Here is a 20731-nt window from a genome sequence, read left to right on the forward strand (position 1 = left end):
AAAAATAAATGAAGTAGGAAAGTTAAACTTCTGTTTACATTTCCTCTCATAGGATTGATACTCCCGAAAGCAGGACTCCGGCAAAAAACCCGAGAATTGCTCCGGAATTCAGGAAGGGCAGCCCTGCCTGGGGTTTCCCTCTCATTACCAGGATAGACAGAAATACATGCCCTGCAAGAGTCCCCAACATTGCCCCGAGTACAGGGTATGAAAATCCTCCATTTTCCATGAATACATTTGCGGAAACTACCAGCAGAGTGGGCATGACTGCATCTCCAAGACCCATAAAAAAGGCTTCACGTTTTTCCCCTTCTTTAAAACTTTCTTTAACAAATGAATAACCCGGATGTTTTGGGATTATGAAAAGAATGGGAAGTTTAAGGTCCATGACACCTTCTGCCATGGTTATCATATGTTTTGTCTTATATACCGAGATAGCATCATAGACTGCAAGCAGTATCAGAAGGACTACAACAGGGATAACGGAAAGGGAAATTCCTATCAGGGCACTGACTCCACCTGCTATGCAGACTCCCAGAATATCGATTACGTACCATTCCGGGTATTTGTAAAGCAGTACTGTCAATCCTGCAGAAATCAGGAGTGAGGCTGGATTCTCAAAGCCTGCGAAGGAAGGGATCAGGGTGAAAAGTGCGAAAAATACATAGTAAAGAGTACTGACTATAGCGAGATATATGAGTAAGCTGATAATCCATTTCATGTTTTTCTTTATCGCTATCAGGACAAAAAGCGTAAAAACCAGGATCATCCCGAGATAATAAATCGAATTGGAAACCTGTGTAGGGTCTTCAAAAGCCTGCATTTCATTAATTTCCATTGGCGTTGAAAGAAGTAGGGCAAGAACCTGTACTATCAGGATTAACCCTGCCATGGAAAGAATCGGTAAATAATCTTTAAGTGAATGTTCGCTGGAACTCAAGTACTAAACTCCTTATTTCTTGACACTATGCCTTTTCTACTCCTTTATATATTTACTCTACCCTCTGTCTCAATTTTTATGTCCCTTAATATATAATCTATTTCGCCAATTGTTTACCTTACCCATACTTTTTCACCAATTGTTTACTTTAGCCATACTTTTTCTGTAATTTTAGCCTGGATTTTTCAATTTTTACTGAATTTTTATATTGCAACACTTCCTCAGATTTTGTTAGTTTATCTGGCCAGAGCCCTGGTAATTCCTTTTTATGTGTTGTTTGGCTTTTTAATAGGTATATAGGAAAATACAAATTTGGGATAAAAGATACATAAATAGTTTATGCAAAAAATTATATAGAATAACTCTATAAAAAATAAGCAGGTATCGGATAATAACAAATATGGAAATGCAGTAAAAATAGAAAAACAGTAAATACTTTAATGGAATTATCTCCACCTAATAATTTTCATGCCGGTATTAAGGAATTTGTGTTTTTACACTAGATTTGTGACTGCATAAGGAGAAATTTCCATAACTAAGTTAGAGGTATACAATGGAGACCAGAGATACAGTATTCCTTGTTGTGATGGTTCTGTCCTCTTTCCTTCTATCCTTTGAATGGCTTAGAAGGTTCACATACAAGCCCACAAACCCTTTCATTGACCCTTTAATTATCCTATCTATAATGATTCTGGCAGGGACGTTATCTCTCATGCTCATCTCTATTAACAACAAGCTTCAGGATTTTGAAGACAAGATAGAGGCAAGGGATCGTGCCCTCCGGGTTAATATGGAAAGTTCGGATACGAAAATTGAAGAACGGATGAATGAGCTATCAAGTAAAGTTGATAATGCAGTATATGAGTTTAACCGCAGAAAATATCATTGATTTCTGCTCGTAAACTTATTTTTCTTTAAGGGATAAATACGTTTAGTCTTCTTTTGACGTCTGTAATTTGTTTTTGCTAAATAATCTATTTTTTCATCTTTCCTGCCGGTATAATGTTGTCTTTTTAAGGGTAAATTTAACTTTTACCGTATCCTTTTTCTATTTTCCCAGATCTTTTCAATTTATCTTGCAGATTTTCCTTTTCTATGTTTCTTAAATTTGCTTTCTTCTGTAAAACCTTTTTTCTTTTTTATCCTGCTTTTTCTTTTCACAGTATTTTCTTTGACTTTCCTCAGAGCATCTTTTTTCTTCCTGTGCTTTATCTTCAAATTATCTTTTCTTCATGTTCTCTTCTTTTTTCACGAATGTTTTTTCCGTTTATCGTTAATCAACGATTTTTTGTAAATTTTTAATTGTTTTTGTTTTTGAATCTCTGTTAAAGCTGGACAATATGCATTACACATATAGTTATTTTGTCATGTTGGGCAAATCTTTATCTGAACATATATCATTTAAAAGAAAAGTTCATATACAGGTTTTGTGAAAGAGATTCTAACTTATATTCCAGTCAAATTAAATTTTTTATTACTATCTAATACATATTTAATAACTTATGTTATTTTGTTTCTACCTATTGTTATCTATCCTGACATTTTCGGGCGCAAGCTCTACAATTTGGCAAAGTATATATACCCGATGTTCTGTAGTAAAGGGGAATATCTGGAACCCAGACATTTATAAATATATTCAAATTGATATAGTGTATCGTAAGTTATTATTACTCAGAGTTAGTATATTGATTACCTTGTGTAAACAGGTAAAGAAGGAAAGCTAATATGCACCTCAATCTGGAACCGATTGGCATTATCAAAAAGGTTGCAAACAAGTCGGAAATTTTGATCTATTCTGATTTTGAGCAGGTCATACGAAATATCGTGTCCAAAATAGGAGAAGGAGCTGAGATGGGCCAGAAGCTTCTGGTTATCCACAAGAATAATAACAAAAAACAAATCGATGGTCACCAGGTCCAGGTCACGAAGGCGACGCTTCTGGAAAGAAAAGGAAATTTGTTGACAATATCTAAGATAGAAGCAAATGAAGATTCTGTTATTGACGTCCGACTTGATCTTACAGCCTGACATCTTCAGACTTCGACATATGCCGACAAAACTCTTAGGTTTTTGAATATTCCCCTTTTCTCCTGGATAGCTTGGACTGGCATTCAGAGCGAGCTGAATTTGGGTGGTAATTCCATAAAACTGGATTTAACGTAATTCTTCTTATCGCAGCTCTTTTTTGCTTCTGGCCAGAGTTCGCCTAAAAGAAATTACAGATTTTGAAAAGCCCGACCGTTGGCTGAAATAGAAAGCGAACATTCTGCCTGATCTGATGCAAAGTTTTGCCCTGAGGTTCAGAGACTAATTTTCGGAACTTACAGGTAGTCTGATTCCCCTAGTAAATTCCTGGAGAATTTTTTTAGTCTAGTCAGGGCAGGATCAGGCCCGGTATACTTAATACGTGAAAATATCTTACGTGGAAATATCTGGAAAAGCAACCTTCCGTTTGCGACTCTCTGCCTATAGGGATTTATAGCATTCTAAGCGGAGGATTTTCGCCTTAACTTCAATATGAGCGAACCTGCGAAGGTTATCATGAGTAACTTCTTGATAACTTCTTTTCTTCCCTCCACTTCAAAAGCGCGTTAATCTGGGAGAGTAAGCGTAAAACTTCAGTATACATGAAGCCTATTGTCCAGTAATAGAGATATTTGTAGCAAAGGGCATCTCCGGGCAGACTTGCCTGGAGACGGTGATTATCTGGGCGATAAAAGGATTAAAGATAAAAGAACAAAAGTCGAAAATCACTGAGGCTTAAAAGGATTCCATTACCTGAGGGAAAATATGGGTACAGATATAGGAGATTTGCTCCAGAAAAGAAAAATAGAGCTTTCTGACCTCACAAACCGGGTAGTTGCAGTTGATGCATTTAACACTCTTCACCAGTTTTTGAGCATTATCCGCCAGAGGGATGGAAGCCCTCTGGTTAATTCCAGCGGGAAAGTTACCTCCCACCTATCTGGTCTGCTCTACAGGACAGCAAGTCTGGTTGAAGCTGGCATCAAACCTGTTTTCGTTTTTGATGGCAAGCCCCCTGACCTGAAATCCGGAACCCTGAATCGAAGAAAAGAAGTTAGAGAATCTTCACGGGAAAAATGGGAAAATGCAAAGGTAGAAGGGAATCTCGAGGCCGCTTATAAGTATGCTCAGGCTTCTTCAAAGGTTGACCAGGATATTGTTGAAGATTCCAAATACCTCCTCAGTATAATGGGCATTCCCTGGATACAGGCTCCATGTGAAGGGGAGGCGCAGGCTGCTCATATGGTCCTTAAAAAGGATGCCGATTGCGTTGCTTCCCAGGACTATGATTCTTTCCTTTTCGGAGCCCCGAGCGTCGTCCGCAACATGACTGTTACAGGAAAACGCAAGCTTCCCGGAAAGAATACGTATGTTGATGTTGAACTTGAGATCATTGAGCTGGATGAAACCCTCAGGGCTCTGGGAATCAACAGGGACCAGCTTATCGATGTCGCAATCTGCGTGGGTACGGATTATAACAAAGGACTGGAAAAAGTGGGTCCAAAAACAGCCCTTAAACTGATTAAAAAGCATGGGGATATCCATACCGTCCTCAGGGAAAAAGGGGTTGAAATCGAAGGACTGGACAGTATAAAAGGACTTTTTACCCATCCTGATGTCACGGATGACTACGAGATTAAATGGGGCAAGCCTGATCCAGAAAAACTCATAAAATTCCTTTGCGAGGAAAACGATTTCTCTGTAGAGAGGGTGGAAAAAGCTGCAGAACGCCTTAAAGCGGCTTCAGGTGCCAGGCAGAAGACCCTTGACCAATGGTTCTAAAGGATTTTAAGGGTTCGGGAGTTATTCCCATTTAAAAGATCCTTTCTTTAATTTTAGCATGAAAGTACATGAGGATATCTTCCTCACATGCTCTCTTCATCCTCTTTTCGCGTTATTGCAAATATTTCACTAATTATTTTTATTCGTTCATCCGGAGTTTATACTTTATAGTATAAAGCCACATCAAGCGACATGATCTACATAGGGTCTAACAAAAAATTAATTATGTTGGGTAACAATTCCAAGCATTTTAATATAAAACCGACAAATATAGAACCAATTAAATAAATCGGTGTGGCACAAAAATAGTTAATTTCCCACTATATGGGGTCTAACACAGGATCTCTGTAACAAGACGCCCTATTATGGTTTCTTTAGTATAATATGGTGAAAATCATATAAGTATCAATCGGTGGGCTAGTTCAATATGTGGCGACGCCAAAATTGAACGAAACAAGTTTGGAACTTAATTAATTTCTTGTTAGACCTACATAATATCCATAGCTGCACCACGATTTTTATGAGATCTTATAAACTCCGGTTCATCAACTGAGAATATCTCGGTCTCAACAATCTTTCTCTTTTGAATTTCCCTTTTTTTATATCCAGTTTCATCTTCGTACATCTCATCATTCGTAATAAGATGCCATATTATCGTTGCAATTTTCCTTGCCAAGGCAATAATTGCCTTTGCATGTCCAATTGACTTCTTTTTCCTGTTAAAAAACTCTTTTAACTTACTGTTATTCTTTCTTGCCGCTGCTTGAGCAATCTGCGTCAGAATCCATCTTGCTCTCTTTGATCCTCTCTTTGTGATTCTTCCGTTGTGGTATTTATCTGCAGATTGATACACATTAGGAACCAGACCAAGCCAAGAAGCAAGCTTATCTCCAGAAGAAAAATCCTTGAAATTGCCTATTTCAGCAAGTAGAATTGCCGCACCAAGTTCTCCTATACCTGGAACTGACATTAAAATCTCCATTTCTCGCTTATGATTTCTATAAGCATAATTGAAAATTTCTTTTTCTAAAGCTTCGATCTCATCATCAAGACTTTTTATGAGTTTTAGACAGATCTGAAGTCTGAATGCAGCACTTTGAGAGATTTCTCGCTCAAGAATTTCTCTGATTTGATCACTTTTTTTACGAACATTTGGAGAAAGACTTGCGATAATCTGGTCAACAGTCTTACCTGAAGAGATTCCTGATAAGATCATTCTGCCATTCTTGCCGAAAATGTCTGTCAGCACATTCTTCAGGTTTAACATTTCAGATGCAAGAATTGAGTGAGCTTTATTTTTTAGATCTGTTCTTTTTTGTACAAGTGTTAACCGAAGTCGAACATATGATCTAAAATCTCTATGATCCTTTGGAAAAACTCTTGATGGCTGAATCATATTATTAAGTGCAAGTTGTGCAATGACTTCTGAATCAATCTTATCTGTTTTTTTATGTGTAAATACCTTCATATCTCGCGCATTTCCAACTATCACCGGTAGATGCTTTATCAAAGAATCATGGACAGGAACCCAAAAGTCACTTGTTGATTCACATGCAACAACATTACATTTTTCTGATATTACCCAATTTTTAAGGGCTAAAATTCCCTCATCATCTCTGTCGAAACGCTGCTGTTGTTTTTCACCAGATCTACTGAGAATTGTAGCAATGAAAAAGAGTTTGTGAATGTCTAAACCACAAGCTTTGTTTATGACTTCAATCATCAAATAATATCACCCAATTTATTTGGGCAGTGGAATTGCCTCAAAGGCCAATTTAGCATCCGTGATCAAAGTCACACTTGAGCCTTCGATGGCAATTCACTGATTAGTTTTCTGACGGTTTTGAAAAACCAAAATTAGGACAACCTTACTGCCCAAAGTAATAAGGAATTCAATAGCCAAAAAAGTGGGGTAAAGTACTTTCATTTAGTTGTGCATGTTATTCAAAGAATATCATGTGCGTTTTCTTTATATGGAATCCGTCCCCTCTGAAAGTCCCTTCTCAGGAGATGTACAGGCAGGTATTAGGCTGACAAAAACTGAACCGGATCATTCAGGAGAAGAACGCTCATATTCCCACGCTCACGGAATTGTGGACCCTGAGCTTCTTTCTACGGATAGAGGGCTCTATGCTGTCAAATGGTCCTTTGCCGGCCTGATTTTAACTGCGCTCTTTCAAATTCTTGTCGTCTGGGTTTCGGGAAGCGTAGCCCTTCTTGCCGATACCATTCACAACTTCGGGGATGCCGCAACTGCAATTCCTCTGGGTTTTGCCTTCCTGCTCTCCAGAAAAAAACCCAACAAAAGTTTTACTTACGGCTACGGCAGGGCAGAAGACCTTGCAGGTCTGTTGATTGTTTTCCTTATCTTTCTCAGTGCCGCAGTCGCAGCTTATGAATCGGTTCACAGGCTTCTCTCCCCACAGCCTGTGAATTTTCTATGGGCTGTGGCTGCAGCTTCAATTATTGGTTTTCTGGGAAATGAGCTTGTGGCAAAGTTCAGGATCAGGATAGGAAAAGAAATAGGAAGTGCTGCCCTCATTGCCGATGGATACCATGCAAGGGCAGACGGGTTCACGAGCCTTGCCGTACTCTTCGGAGCCCTTGGTGTCTGGCTGGGTTACCCTCTTGCAGACCCGATAGTCGGGCTTCTTATCACAGTTGCAATTCTCCGCATAGTATGGGATGCAGGCAAATCCGTTTTTTCCCGCATGCTGGATGGGGTTGACCCTCAAATTGTTGATGATATCCGGCAGGTAGTCAGCCAGGTAAAAGGTGTAAAGGATATTACAGAGGTAAGAGTGCGCTGGTTAGGGCACAGGCTTTATGCTGAAGTGAATATCGCAGTAGATTCCGGGCTCTCTGTTAGGGAAGGGCATGAAATTGCGGTAAATGTGAGATACACCATACTTCACGGTCTTGATTATCTTTCAAACGCAGTTGTGCATGTAGATCCTCTGGGGGCATCGGGAGAGGTTTTCCATCAGCTTCCGGAACATGAACCCGACGCTACCCATACTCATTCCCATTGAAACCGGAGCTTTCAAATGTTTAATAAGTATCGATATTCTCTAACGATTTTAATAATCAGATTTAGACAGTAGAATTGCGCCAAAGTTCGTCTCAATTTTTATAATCTGTCAAATTTATTTCGGGATATTTTTCAAATTTCAAAGTTTTTCCGTCAATGAAAACTTAGACTGTCAAACTTGGGTTGTAAAAGATACAATAGATCTAAATATCCGGGCATCCACTCCTGTTTTGCATATTGCATATTGTAAAAGTTACAGTAGGTAACAACACTTTTTGGATAGGCTTAAATCATGTTTTTGGTATCAAAGTACATTTTCAAAAAAACGAAAAAATATTATATCATTTGGATTCGGTCAAGGATTTTTTTATCCTAAATTGACTACTCATATTTGAATATCGTATTGATTTTCATTTTGCAGCTGACAGAAATTTTTATAAAAATAACACGTTTTTAGTGATTCACATCTTAACCGAAGACAATAAGTATTAAATTTCGGAGGAAATCAAAAATTTATATATAGTATAACTGCATTTTTTTACAATGTGTGAGGAGTTTACAGGCAAACTGGAAAACAAGACTGAACTCCTCATGCCCAAGGGGCATGGTTATATTTGCTTTAATGATTAAAGTTTGGATATCCTTGTCTCAGAATTAAGTAAAGAGGTAAGAAAATGAAGAATCACAGAATAACAATTGCTTTGCTATTGATGGCGCGATGCTGATCTCAAGTATGGCATTTGTTTCGGGCGCAACTGCTGAAGCTGTAACTGATGAAATAGCTTCAAAAGTAGTACTGATAGAACAAAATCCAGAACTTGATCTTGATCCCGATATTACAATAAAGTCATATGATACTGAAATATCTTATTGGTACTTACTTGAAGCAGACAAGGATCAACAAAAAACACTATTGAAATACATCGATGACTGCTATGCTTCTAAACAAGAAAAGAATGAAATGAAAAAGTCAATGAAAGATATTTGGAATAGATACCCCGATAATATTACAGAAGAAGATATGATTGTCTTAGAACAAATCGATGTAGCAACTGCTGAATATTTGAATGATAAACATGGTGTAAGCGACGAGGTCTCAGTAAAATGGACTGCAACTCCCCATAAAAAGATGACAAGAATTGCTGTCAAAAAAGTTGGAATCACTGATTATTACGCAGATATAGCATCAAATGCTTCAGATGATCCCGATACCTGGCCAAATCCTCAAATCTGGCAATCATACAACCATTATTATGATCCTGTGGCAGACAACGGTCTTGCAGCTGTAAATTGCGACAGCCACGCCGGTATCGCCGCGGCATATTATGATGGGGGACAACTTTCAGCTGCATATACTGAGTTAGGATATGCTAGCCACTACTTGATAGATGTCGGAAATCCACTACATACAGGAATGGTAACAGACCAGACTCTACATCAATGGGTTCATTATGACTATGAAGATTATGTCTATGCAAATTGGAACAATAATTATAACTTTGAATCTGTAGTAAGCAACAATAATAACTATTATTCCATATCAGATCCAGAGACTGCGGCACAAGATTTGGCAGAATATTCAAATGCATACTTGGATACATTGTGGATGGAAATTTATTACAACGAGGACACATGGGAAAGTAGTGTATTTGTAAAATCAATTACAGAAAGTGTTCTCTTAAAATCTGCCAAGTACAATATAGGCCTTATTAGATACATGAGAAGTTGAATCTTCTCATTTTCTCATTTTTCAGTTAAGGATGATGAAACAATGAAAAAAAAAATCACTTACTTTTTTTTAATACTCTTATTGATAGCATTAAGTGGACTATACATTATTGAGATGAACCTAAGAGACTGGAGGGCTGACGAATTAAGGCCACATTATGAATATACGGTTAAAATAAGTGGTCTTTCAGGAACTGAAGTATTGGGAACAACTAAAATTTTAGTTCCAATTCCTGCAACAAAAGAAGGAGTTTTTGCAATCACACCTTCTCAGGAAGAACCGTCTTTTTTCAAAGGTCTCCTACAAGAGCATGTTTTCCACACACCAGAGAAGTACATAAGAGGAATATATTTTGAAAATACTACTGAGTCACTTGACAATAAATCACTCAATGGAAACTGGACGACTTCTATTGTAAATACCAAACATGGTCCAATGCTAGAATTTAGGACAAACGAATCTGTTCTTGCAGATATTTCCTTTTCAAAGATTGTAGTATTGGAAGAGATGAACAATGAAGACCCTATTAATGAAAACAGTCCTATTTTATATCCGATTGCAAGTGAAGTATCATTAGTGGGAGAAGATTATCAACACTTTCGATTAATGTCCCGAGTAATCACATATGAAACTTATATTGAAATAAGTGATAATATCAATAGTAAGGCCATAAAATTTGATATTAGCCTTGAAGTCTATCCAGATGTTACTGAACGCGATGGAGATAAAGGCACTTATAAAAATAAATTGGATGTGGTTGTTGCCGAATCTGGCGAATTAAAAAAGAATGCCACAATTGAAACATATTTCTAACTTATTTTTATTCAATGAATTTGGAGAGATTGGATGACTCTCAAAGCAGTATTAGTAGTAACAATCGTATTAATATCATTAACAACAGTTGTGGAAGCAAAACAGGTCATCGTTGGATACAGTGGAAACTTTGATTTTGCTACTCTTGAAGAATACAATATTTCAAATTATACAGTTTACCAAAAAATCAATGCTTTTTCTGCAGATATATCAGATGTTACTATAAATGAAATATCTTGTGAAAATGAAATTCGTTATATTGAAGAAGATTATTTAGTTTGCATTGAAAAAAAAGATTTTCAACCTTCCCAAAATGTTGATTGGGGTGTCGATAAAGTAAATGCACCAATTAGTTGGGAAAACTCGACAGGATTGGGGATTAAAATTGCGGTAATAGATACTGGAATTAGTAAAAAACATCCTGATTTAAATATTTCAGGGGGAGTAAATCTTGTTGGAGATGCGCATAATAAGAAATGGGACGATGATAATGGACATGGTACACATGTTGCTGGTATAATTAGTGCTTGTAATAATTCTATAGGGGTTGTAGGTGTTGCATATGATTCCGAATTATATGCAGTCAAAGTTCTTGATAGTAGTGGTAATGGACAAATATCAGATGTAGCGGAAGGTATGGAATGGGCTGTGGAAAATGATATGGATATAATATCTTTAAGTCTTGGTACGAATGTATATTCGCAGGCACTAGAAGATGCTTGTGATTTTGCTTATAACTCAGACGTTCTAATTGTTGCTGCTGCCGGTAACAGTGGAGATGGGAATTCAAGCACCAATAATGTTGAATATCCTGCAAAATTTGATTCAGTAATAGCTGTTTCAGCTATAGACTGCAATAATATTGCGCCGACATGGAGTTCTGATGGAGTTGAAGTAGAGCTGGCTGCACCGGGTGTGGATATTTGTTCTACTGATTTGGATGGTAGTTACACATATAACAGTGGCACATCTATGACAACTCCCTTTGTAAGTGGTGTTGCAGCACTGATAAAAAGTGAGAATCCATCTTTGAGTTCACAGGAAATCAGGGATTTACTAGCTCAAAATGTGGTGGATTTGGGAATTGCTGGAAGAGATGAAATCTTTGGATTCGGACTTGTGCAGGCAAGTTGAGCTTGAAATAATTTCTAGATTATACAAGTTCAGTACTACAAGTGAAGACATTTTTCGTACTGTTGTGAGTATGGCAGTCGAAAGGGATTCTATTCACTCTGTCTCAAAACAGTATCATGATGTTGCGTGTGAAACGTCCTTGCGATATCATCTTAAGAAACTAAACATGGAAGAAGTGATAAGATCAAACGAAAAGATTCTCATTCAAGAGCCTATAAAAACTCTTAAAAAAGATAAAAGCTACGAATTTGCCATTGATTTAACCAGTGGTCCTTATTACGGGAAAACAAATTCATCTAACGAGAAATATGTAATACGTGGACAGGCTAAAAAGTCAACAAAATCTTTTTACTCATATATCTCCCTCTACATCACTGACAAGAACGAAAGGTTTACCGCATCCGTTCTTCCGGTGAAAAGAAAAAACCAATGGTGGGATACCTCGATCTCATCCCAAAAGTAATATTATGTTGAAATTATAAATTTACTTTTATGTCATTTCATGAAATAGATGACGTTCTATGGGAATCCATAGAATCTTCCTCCACAGAAATTACATATAGGAAGACCACGCGCAAATATGAGGAAGTTAATTAACGGTATTTTGTACGTTGTCATGATAAGTTGTACTTGGAAGGATGTTCCTCACCGCTATGAATCTAAGTCAACAGTTCATAGATTTCATCTTTACCTGTGTGAACATGGCATTTATAAGAATATCTTTAATGAACTTTTAAACAAAGGTTATAATTTGAAGAAAATAGATCTTTCCCATGTCGAATAGGAAGGAAAGATTACTCGTTCCTCCCCTTCCAGGAACGAACCGTGCGACTTTCACCGCAGTTCGCTCGCGCATTTCACAACCCTTGTGGGCGGCTCTTAACGAAAAATGGAAGTCTGGTTTGAATCCATGGTGTCTGCTTTTTGATGCGATCCATTCTTTCTAGGAAATAGTTCCTGTTAAAGTAGGGGTTGGCATCAAGTTTGGGCAGTAAATGTCGGCGGATTTTAGTATCTGAAAATTTGAAGAGTTTAGTCTCTTTGTTCTGAAATATCCAGTTTCAGGTACCTTCAGAGGTCCAATACTTGTTTACAATCCATTTGTGACCTTTATTGGGATGTCTCCGTTTTCCCCATCGCCAAGTGATTTCCCATAAATAGGAATCAAGTTTTCGGAAAGTATCTTTAGCCACTATGTGACGTTGATAGTTCGCCCATCCTGATTACCGGATTAAGGGTTTTGATGAGTTCATTCTGTGCCCATGATTTGTCCTTACTGACTATAGTCTTGAGTTTTTGAGTAGTCGATTTGATTGATTTTTGGGATGGCTTAATCAGAAGTTTTCCTTTGTATTTGCGGAAATTCCAGCCAAGAAAGTCAAATCCGTCATTAATGTGAGTAATTACTGTTAGATATTTCTGCTCCGCTGTTTTTGGCTCGAGTCATCATTGTGATTCCACCTGCCGATTCGTCAAGTATTTTCTGGACTTCTGTTTGAAGCTGCCTGCCTTCTTCTCTGTTATCCACAAAAGCATAAACTACGGGACCAAATGAACTTACTCCGGCTCCGTAACTCCGGCTGCGCATCAAAAAGGCAATGTTCTTCACGAAGCCGGGCCAGATCGTACTCTCCCTTTTGTTAAAACCCACCGTCTGGACATGGTTTACTGCAGCTCCGAAGCTTTCTATATCTCCTTCTATCACTGCAGGCATCATTTTCATGAGTACCATATGTGCAACTTCCCTGACCTCTTCTATCGGAAGGGGGCAGAATTCCTTAAACACATCGATTTCTTCCTGGTCGTGCATGCCTTTCTCATTGGGGATTGCAATGACTATATCCCAGTCAGGAAAATCTTCCCTGAAAAGTACAGGTCCGGGCGGCACCCTGCTGGCAGCCGATGGCATAAAACCACCTTTATCTTTGAATTTGTGCCCTCCGTCAACTATAAATCCTCCTTTCTCAAAAGCAGTTACTCCTATGCCTGAAGTTCCTCCTCTTTTTACTGTAAGTGCAAGTTCTCTGACGCTTTTTCCAAGCCCATAGAGTTCATTCACTGCTGCTGCCGCCGCCAGGGAAGATTGAGTTCCTGATCCGAAACCCACATGGGCTGGGTACACTTCCTGTACATTGATTCTGATTCCTTTCCCTTCAGGAAGCAGGGTTTTTGCAGCTTTTTTCATTCGATCAGCAAAACCTTGCAGACCTTCGATACTGACCTCCTCGGCTTCTTCTGCCGTAATCCTTATATTAGGAGAGGAAAGGGTCAGTCCTGCACCTCCATCGACTCTTCCGATTTCTCCATTCATATCAATAAGAGTCATATGAATTCGGCAAGGAGTAGTTATTTTGATCATGTGTAGTCAACCCCAGGACATTTGAAAATTTTATAATATCCTCTTTATCTTTATTTTCTATTGTAATTGCTCATATTTAACCTTTTAAAAAAAATCCTGCTCGGTAAGTCTTTCTGATATATACTGGTACCGAAAACTCCGTAAAGAGCTAAGAATGCTATGAACAGGAGAAGAAACCAAGTTAAATTAAAAAAATAAAAAGCCGCAAGAAGGGAGCAAGATGAGCAAGATTTCACCAAACAGGAAACTGAAACTAAAAAAAGAATAATAAAAACGAAAAGAGAAGTTACTGAAAATTCTAAGAGCACTGAAGAAAATCAGTGCTTCCTTTCCTTACTATTGTCACTTACTTTTATTTGCAGTCTTTATCTTACAATTAATGATCTGCCTGTCATCTCTTCGGGTTTAGAGACCCCAAGAAGGTCCAGGAGAGTGGGAGCAAGGTCAGACAGTTTTCCATCCTCAAGGGCTTTTACTTCGCCGTTTCCTGCGTAAATGCACTTTACAGAGTTTGAAGTATGAGCCGTATGCGGCTCTCCTGTATTTGGGTTTTCCATCTGTTCGGCATTTCCATGGTCTGCAGTTATAAGTGCTACGCCCCCTGCTTTTTTCAGAGACTCTGTAATCCTTCCCACGCAGCTATCCACAGTCTCTACCGCCCGTACAGCAGCCTCAAAAAATCCTGTGTGCCCTACCATATCCATGTTTGCAAAGTTAAGTACAATTACATCATACTTTCTTGACTGAATCCTCCTGACTACCTCATCCGTAACTTCATATGCACTCATCTCGGGTTTAAGATCATAGGTGGCAATCTTCGGCGAGGGAATCAGGCAACGGTCTTCTCCATCATAACATTTTTCCTGTCCGCCATTCAGAAAAAAGGTCACATGGGCGTATTTCTCGGTCTCAGCAATTCGAAGCTGGACAAGTCCATGATTGCTCAATACTTTGCCAAGCACGTCTGTTAATTCTTCAGGTGGGAAAACAATGGGCAAATCCAGGGTTTCATCATACTGTGCCATACAGACATAATGAACTTTCGGACGTTTTTCCCTTGTGAAACCTTCAAAGTCGTCTTTTACAAAAGCCCAGGTGAGTTGCCTTGCCCTATCAGGCCTGAAATTAAAGAAAATTACTGAATCATTGTCCTTTATGACTGCTTCGGGTTTTCCTTCAGGGTCAGTAACTATAGTGGGTTTTACAAACTCATCGTTTTCTCCTCTATTGTAGGATTCAAAAACCGCAGTTTCGGCATCCTGGGCTGTATATGGGGCGACACCAAGCGTCAGGGCATCATACGCAAGCTTTGTCCTTTCCCAGCGTTTATCTCTGTCCATTGCGTAATACCGCCCTGATACTGTCGCAATTCTGGCAATTTCGTTCTCCTTACAAAAAGCATCAAGCTCCTTGACGTCTGCAAGAGCGGCTTTAGGTGGTACATCCCTCCCGTCCAGAAAAACATGTATATAAACTTTTTTAAGCCCTTCCTCTTTTGCAAGTTTGATAAGGGCGTAGAGGTGGGTCATGTAACTGTGAACGCCTCCGTAAGAAACTAGCCCCATAAGGTGCAGGCTTGAATTATTGGCTTTGGCGTTTGAAATTGCATTCAGCAAAACAGGGTTTTTGAAAAAGTCTCCAGTCCTGATTGAGAGGTTTATTCTTGTGAGGTCCTGGTAAACAACTCTTCCTGCCCCTATATTCAGGTGCCCTACTTCAGAGTTTCCCATCTGGCCTTCTGGCAGACCTACGGCTTCTCCCGAGGATTCTAAAAAACACCAGGGATATTCTTCTAGCAGGCGGTCGAGGTTCGGGGTTCTGGCTGCCAGGATAGCGTTTCCTTCCTCAGCTTCCCTGTAGCCCCAGCCATCTAGGATCATAAGCATAAGAGGTCTTCTTGCCTGAGTCATATGAAGGGAATTCCGCACCTGCTCATAAATAGCTTGTCATGAAACTACACAATATTCTGCAATAAGCTTCTCTAGCAGCTTCATATGAAAACAGCGTATTATATATTTATGATGTATTGAAAATTTATCTACTGTCCGTAAATATAAGTATTAATAATTACATACTTCTCCAAAAGGTAAAAAAGAGACGTTAAAAACAGCAGAGTGTCTCTACGTAATTTTTATTGGAAGTTCTAGGATAAATCTCCAATTAACGGGAAGGAGGATTGAATTTAATGAGTCAAGAAGTTAGAGATGTTATGAGCATTAGTGATATAAAAATAAGGGATTTAACCGCAAATCCTGCCCCGCTAGGTTTGATGGGTTTCGGAATGACAACTGTGCTTTTGAATATACACAATGCCGGCTTTTACCCAATGGATGCAATGATTCTTTCCATGGGTTTCTTTTATGGTGGCTTAGCTCAGGTTATTGCCGGGATTATGGAATGGAAGAAAGGTAACACTTTTGGAACTACGGCCTTTACCTCATATGGGCTTTTCTGGTTAACTCTGGTTGGAATTGTCCTGCTCCCTAGATTCGGTGAGAACTTCGCAACCCTGGCACCTGCCACTCTAGCCTTTGCTGCATACCTTTTCATGTGGGGAGTCTTTACTCTTTACATGTTCGTAGGCACACTGAAAGGATCAAGGGCTCTGCAGGTTGTCTTCCTTGCTCTCGCAATCCTGTTCTTCCTGCTCGCTGCCGGAAACTACCTGGGCAGCGGGGCAATACTCAGGTTTGCGGGTTATGAAGGGATCTTTACAGGGCTTGCAGCCATTTACACTGCCATGGGTCAGGTATTGAACGAATCATACGGAAAAAAGATAATCCCACTCTGAGGAGACATTTTAACTCTTATTGTTGTTTTCCCGGGCTCAAAAGCCCGGATTTTCTGATTTTTTTCTAATGTCAGTCATCTTTTAAAGTTACTACTTATTTTTCGTATCTGTCACTTTAGTCCAGACCGTTCTTTAAATAGGGTGCTCTTTTTTGCACAAATATGTGATTTTTTAGTAAAATACTTATTTCTTAATACTCATTTACTTTTTTGTAATAATCGTGATAAGGCCGGACAAAATGAAAGAGGAAGCAGGATGGATGTTAAAATCGACTGGAATGAACTCTGGAAAGAAAGAATGGAGTTGCAGAGTAAAGCGCAGCTGAATACTGATTGCGCAAACATGTGGAAAAACAAAGAGAACGCAAAACGTTTCTGGGAGATGTCTCAGGAAAATAAGAACAGAATTGAAAAAACCCTGGCCGGAATGGTTCTTACCCCCGAGTCCAGAGTCCTTGACATTGGTGCCGGCCCTGGAAGCCTGGCAGTTCCTCTTGCTGAGAAGGTCGCGCATGTAACAGCAGTCGAGCCTGCAGAAGGGATGATGGAGATTCTGAAACAGAACCTCGAAACTTATGGGGTCAGGAATATAGACTGCGTCTATAAAGACTGGGAAACTGTTGATGCAGAATCTGACCTCTGCCCCCCTTATGATGTTGTGTTTGCATCTTACTCTCTGGGAATGAAAGATATCCGGGCTTCAATCCAAAAAATGATTGACGTATCTTCAGGATATGTTTATCTTTACTGGTTTGCAGGTGATACATCCTGGGATATACACTCTCGAAAACTCTGGCCTATCCTGCACGGGTGTGAGTACAGGCAGGGCCCAAAGGCAAACATTCTTTACAACGTACTTTACGATATGGGGATCTATCCGAATGTAAAGGTCTTCCCTTTTGAGCATAAAAACCGTTTTGAAAGCCTTGAAGAAGCTCTTGGGCATTTTAAGCCCCAATACGCTGCATTTTCGCCTGATCAGGAAGAAATTCTCAGGTCCTACCTTCTGGAAGTGCTTGAAGAAGAGAACGGGACTCTTGTACAGAAGGGCTGGAGCATACGGGTGAAGATGTGGTGGAAATCCTCTTCCCGTTGAAGGAAATATATTTCGGTAATTTTTCAGCTATCTCTGGAGGATCTGCCCATATGCTATTTTTTACCGGAAGCCCTTCTGCACAGGCTTCCTGCAAGAGCTTTTCTGGCTATTTTTTGTTATTCAAATATGATATTACGCTTTCAGACGTGATTATGTTGCGATGTCGTTATCACGATCAGTCCTTATCTTTTTAAAGATTTCCATTACAACGATAACAATGGCGGCAATCACGAAAAAGCGGAACCAGCTATCAAATGAAACAGGGCTTATACTGAGAAGTTCCTGCATGAAAGGTATCTGCATTGCAAAAATATGAAGTCCCTGCATCATAACAACGCCAATAACCAGAAAATAATTGTTCCTGATAGGCACCTTGAATGCGGAGCGATATTCAGAACGGCAATTAAATACATGGAAATTTTCAAAGAGAACCATCAATAGAAGCAGGAGGTTTCTTGCCCCGTTTTCTTCGTATCCTTCTCCAAGTAACCATACCCAGGCTGCAAACGCTATGATCCCAATAGTTACCCCTGAAATCAGGGTCTCTTTTACCATCAGGTCATTAAAAATCCCTTCTTCGGGCTTTCTCGGTTTCCTTCCCATTACTCCGGGCTCCCCTGACTCAAAGGCCAGTGCTACTCCCTGAATTCCATTTGTGACCAGGTTGAGCCAGAGTAGCTGCACTGCAAGCAGTGGTATTGATAAGCCCGCAAAAAGCGCCAGTATGAAAAGAATTACTTCTGCAAGTCCGGTCGAAATAAGAAGGAGAGTAACCTTTCTGATGTTATCATAAGCAATTCTCCCCTCCTCTACTCCTGCAACAATCGAAGAGAATGTGTCATCGGTTACAATCATAGATGACGTGTCTTTCGCCACATCGGTTCCTGATCCCATCGCCACGCCAATATTCGCCCGCCTGAGAGCGGGGGCGTCATTGACCCCGTCCCCTGTGACAGCAACATAATGACCCCTGCGGACAAGTGCATCTACAATCTGCATTTTCTGCACTGGTGTTACCCTTGCAAAAACTCTTGCCTTTTCAAGGGTAGCAATAAAAGTGGGGAGTTCGGGGTCTCCAAGTTCTTCTATCTCTCTGCCTGTAATCATTTCTTCTTTAGAATGGGCAATCCCAAGTTCACTGGCTATTGAAAGTGCAGTTTTAGGATGGTCTCCGGTAATCATTATCACATCAATTCCAGCCTTTTTACAGGTCTGGACTGCCTCATTGACATCGGGTCTCAGCGGGTCCATGAATCCCGTAATACCGAGAAATGTGAGTTCCGGTTTTACCGATTCGAGTTCAGACTCTTCGCCCACTTTCCCTGATACGGAACCCTCGGCGACCACGAGAGCGCGATACCCTTTTTCCATCAGGGAGTTCAGTTCCCGGTTCAGGGAAACCGGATCAATCGGAACCGTGCCTTCCGATACATTCATATTTGTACAGTATGGGAGGACAGCTTCCATAGCTCCTTTAACAGCTACCCTGATGGGTCCGCTTTTATTCTCCTGATAATATACAGCCGCATACATTCTCTCTGATTCGAAGGGAACTTCAGCCACTATTTTTACTTCTTTTCTGACATCTTCCGGATTGATTCCCAGCTTAAATGCAAGCGCAAGAAAAGCGACATCTATAGCATCTCCATGATGGGTCCATTTTTCGCCCTTCTTAAAGAGGGTTCCTTCATTGCAGATCGTGGCAGCCAGCGCAAGCTTTCGAAGTTTCTCCATATCTTCTGCATCAGGAGCACCTCCATTCTTCTGCTTTACATCACCTGCAGAGGTATACCCTTCTCCCGAGACCTCAAAATAATCTCCTGGGGGCAGCAGGACCATTCTTGCAGTCTGCTGGTTGACAGTAAGAGTTCCGGTCTTATCGGTTGCTATCGTGGTGCAGCTCCCGAGGCTTTCCACTGCAGAGAGCGTGCGGACAATCACATTGCGCTTAGCCATCCTGGTAGATGCAATCGAAAGTGCAACTGTGACCCCTACAGGCAGCCCTTCAGGAATAGCCGACACTACAAGGGCTACAGCAAGGAAAAAAACCTCTATAGGCGCGGTACCCTGTGAAAGGGCAACTGCGCTCATCACGCCGCTTGCAGCTAACACAAGAATTCCTATTTTCTGGGCAAAATCTTCCATCCGTATAAGAAGAGGTGGTTTTGCCGACACTGTCTCTGTAACTGCACGTGCAATCATCCCAACTTCGGTTCGGCTTCCTGTCGCAGTTACAACTCCACAGCCGCGCCCTGTAATTACAGTGCTTCCGGCATATGCCATATTGTACCGATCACTCACGGGAGTATCTTCTTTGAGTATGCCTACTACCTTCTGCACGGCAGCGGATTCACCGGTAAGGAGTGATTCGTCAATAGTAAGGTTTGTAGCACGGAGAATACGGAGGTCAGCAGGGATACGGCTACCAGATTCAAGCAGGACAATATCCCCGGGGACTATCTCTTCAGCCGAAATTTTAATCTCGGCTCCTCCTCTCCTGGCCCTGGACATAATTTTTAAGATGGTTTGCAGTTGTGACGCACTCTGCTCCGCTTTCCACTCCTGGATAGTGCCGATTACCGCATTGATTATTACTACAAGGAAAATAAATCCTGCATCTCTGAGATCGTCCAGGAGAACTGAGATTATTCCTGCTATAAGGAGGATGTAAATTAAAGGGCTTTTAAACTGATGAAGGACAATTTCTACAATTCCTGGAGGCTTCCTTGCAGGCAGGGTATTTTTTCCATATTCCTGAAGTCTGATAGCTGCTTCTTCAGGGTCAAGTCCCATGGAAGAAGTGGCAAGCTTTCTTAATATCTCTTCATTTTCCAGAGAATGCCAACGAGTGGTAGTTTTAACACTGCTATCCGAAGTATCCGGCTCAGAAGGTCTTCTTCTGGATAGGCTGCTCCCTCTCTTTTCTTCCAGAGCTTGCTGCTCCCTGTCCCCTTCAGGGATATCTGGATCTGGTGAAAACATGCTTGTCACCTCTCTTAAATCTCTTTTCTCAATAATTTGCTTTCTGGCAG

The 20731-nt window shown here is 40.2% G+C and carries 15 protein-coding genes and 3 pseudogenes; 11 read left to right on the forward strand and 7 right to left on the reverse strand.

What is annotated here, in order from left to right; genetic code table 11:
* Nucleotides 1-46: 46 nt before the first annotated feature.
* On the reverse strand, nt 47-940 hold the full coding sequence (locus ACZ5A8_RS02365; protein ID WP_464531990.1) for a presenilin family intramembrane aspartyl protease PSH: 894 nt from the start codon (nt 938-940) through the stop codon (nt 47-49).
* Between the two features lie 553 nt (nt 941-1493).
* On the opposite strand from ACZ5A8_RS02365, the gene ACZ5A8_RS02370 reads away from it, so the two are divergent.
* Nucleotides 1494-1829 carry a hypothetical protein gene (locus ACZ5A8_RS02370; RefSeq protein WP_229387769.1) on the forward strand — a complete coding sequence of 112 codons (336 nt, stop codon included), beginning with the start codon at nt 1494-1496 and terminating at the stop codon, nt 1827-1829.
* A gap of 182 nt (nt 1830-2011) precedes the next feature.
* Here ACZ5A8_RS02370 and ACZ5A8_RS02375 read toward each other — a convergent pair whose 3' ends face one another.
* On the reverse strand, nt 2012-2158 hold the full coding sequence (locus ACZ5A8_RS02375; RefSeq protein ID WP_229387771.1) for a hypothetical protein: 147 nt from the start codon (nt 2156-2158) through the stop codon (nt 2012-2014).
* Nucleotides 2159-2665: 507 nt separating this feature from the next.
* Here ACZ5A8_RS02375 and ACZ5A8_RS02380 point away from each other — a divergent pair.
* Together ACZ5A8_RS02380 and fen are read left to right on the forward strand one after the other, a co-directional pair.
* Nucleotides 2666-2968: a hypothetical protein gene (locus ACZ5A8_RS02380; protein WP_229387774.1), complete on the forward strand. Its 303-nt coding sequence runs from the start codon at nt 2666-2668 to the stop codon at nt 2966-2968.
* A gap of 762 nt (nt 2969-3730) precedes the next feature.
* Nucleotides 3731-4747, forward strand: coding sequence for a flap endonuclease-1 (fen, locus tag ACZ5A8_RS02385; RefSeq protein ID WP_229387776.1), 1017 nt, complete (start codon nt 3731-3733; stop codon nt 4745-4747).
* A gap of 487 nt (nt 4748-5234) precedes the next feature.
* On the opposite strand, the gene ACZ5A8_RS02390 is transcribed toward fen, so the two are convergent.
* Nucleotides 5235-6470, reverse strand: coding sequence for an IS110 family RNA-guided transposase (locus ACZ5A8_RS02390; protein ID WP_464531992.1), 1236 nt, complete (start codon nt 6468-6470; stop codon nt 5235-5237).
* Between the two features lie 301 nt (nt 6471-6771).
* On the opposite strand from ACZ5A8_RS02390, the gene ACZ5A8_RS02395 reads away from it, so the two are divergent.
* The 6 genes and pseudogenes from ACZ5A8_RS02395 to ACZ5A8_RS02420 all read left to right on the forward strand — a co-directional run.
* On the forward strand, nt 6772-7779 hold the full coding sequence (locus tag ACZ5A8_RS02395) for a cation diffusion facilitator family transporter (protein WP_464533987.1): 1008 nt from the start codon (nt 6772-6774) through the stop codon (nt 7777-7779).
* 732 nt (nt 7780-8511) lie between these two features.
* Nucleotides 8512-9507, forward strand: coding sequence for a phospholipase C/P1 nuclease family protein (locus ACZ5A8_RS02400; protein ID WP_464531993.1), 996 nt, complete (start codon nt 8512-8514; stop codon nt 9505-9507).
* 42 nt (nt 9508-9549) lie between these two features.
* A complete protein-coding gene (locus ACZ5A8_RS02405) occupies nt 9550-10320 on the forward strand; it encodes a hypothetical protein (protein WP_464531995.1) in 771 nt (256 codons plus the stop codon).
* 33 nt (nt 10321-10353) lie between these two features.
* A complete protein-coding gene (locus tag ACZ5A8_RS02410; protein ID WP_464531997.1) occupies nt 10354-11454 on the forward strand; it encodes a S8 family peptidase in 1101 nt (366 codons plus the stop codon).
* A 31-nt stretch (nt 11455-11485) separates the two neighbouring features.
* Nucleotides 11486-11916: pseudogene (locus ACZ5A8_RS02415) on the forward strand (ISH3 family transposase); the annotation flags it as partial.
* Nucleotides 11917-12007: 91 nt separating this feature from the next.
* A pseudogene (locus ACZ5A8_RS02420) lies at nt 12008-12238 on the forward strand (transposase); the annotation flags it as partial.
* 277 nt (nt 12239-12515) lie between these two features.
* Here ACZ5A8_RS02420 and ACZ5A8_RS02425 read toward each other — a convergent pair.
* From ACZ5A8_RS02425 to gpmI, 3 genes and pseudogenes are all read right to left on the reverse strand, one after another.
* Nucleotides 12516-12662 (reverse strand): annotated as a pseudogene (locus ACZ5A8_RS02425) (group II intron maturase-specific domain-containing protein); the annotation flags it as partial.
* Nucleotides 12663-12844: 182 nt separating this feature from the next.
* Nucleotides 12845-13813, reverse strand: a complete 969-nt coding sequence (locus tag ACZ5A8_RS02430) for a beta-ribofuranosylaminobenzene 5'-phosphate synthase (protein WP_464531998.1) — start codon at nt 13811-13813, stop codon at nt 12845-12847.
* A gap of 365 nt (nt 13814-14178) precedes the next feature.
* Nucleotides 14179-15723 carry a 2,3-bisphosphoglycerate-independent phosphoglycerate mutase gene (gene gpmI, locus ACZ5A8_RS02435; RefSeq protein WP_464532000.1) on the reverse strand — a complete coding sequence of 515 codons (1545 nt, stop codon included), beginning with the start codon at nt 15721-15723 and terminating at the stop codon, nt 14179-14181.
* 275 nt (nt 15724-15998) lie between these two features.
* On the opposite strand from gpmI, the gene ACZ5A8_RS02440 reads away from it, so the two are divergent.
* Together ACZ5A8_RS02440 and ACZ5A8_RS02445 are read left to right on the forward strand one after the other, a co-directional pair.
* Nucleotides 15999-16604 carry an acetate uptake transporter gene (locus tag ACZ5A8_RS02440; protein WP_464532001.1) on the forward strand — a complete coding sequence of 202 codons (606 nt, stop codon included), beginning with the start codon at nt 15999-16001 and terminating at the stop codon, nt 16602-16604.
* Nucleotides 16605-16859: 255 nt separating this feature from the next.
* Complete coding sequence (locus tag ACZ5A8_RS02445; protein ID WP_464532002.1) at nt 16860-17699, forward strand: class I SAM-dependent methyltransferase; 840 nt, start codon at nt 16860-16862, stop codon at nt 17697-17699.
* Nucleotides 17700-17849: 150 nt separating this feature from the next.
* Here the strand turns inward: ACZ5A8_RS02445 and ACZ5A8_RS02450 are convergent, their stop codons facing one another.
* A complete protein-coding gene (locus tag ACZ5A8_RS02450; RefSeq protein ID WP_464532004.1) occupies nt 17850-20681 on the reverse strand; it encodes a cation-translocating P-type ATPase in 2832 nt (943 codons plus the stop codon).
* Nucleotides 20682-20731 lie beyond the last annotated feature (50 nt).

This window comes from Methanosarcina subterranea (genome assembly GCF_055385895.1).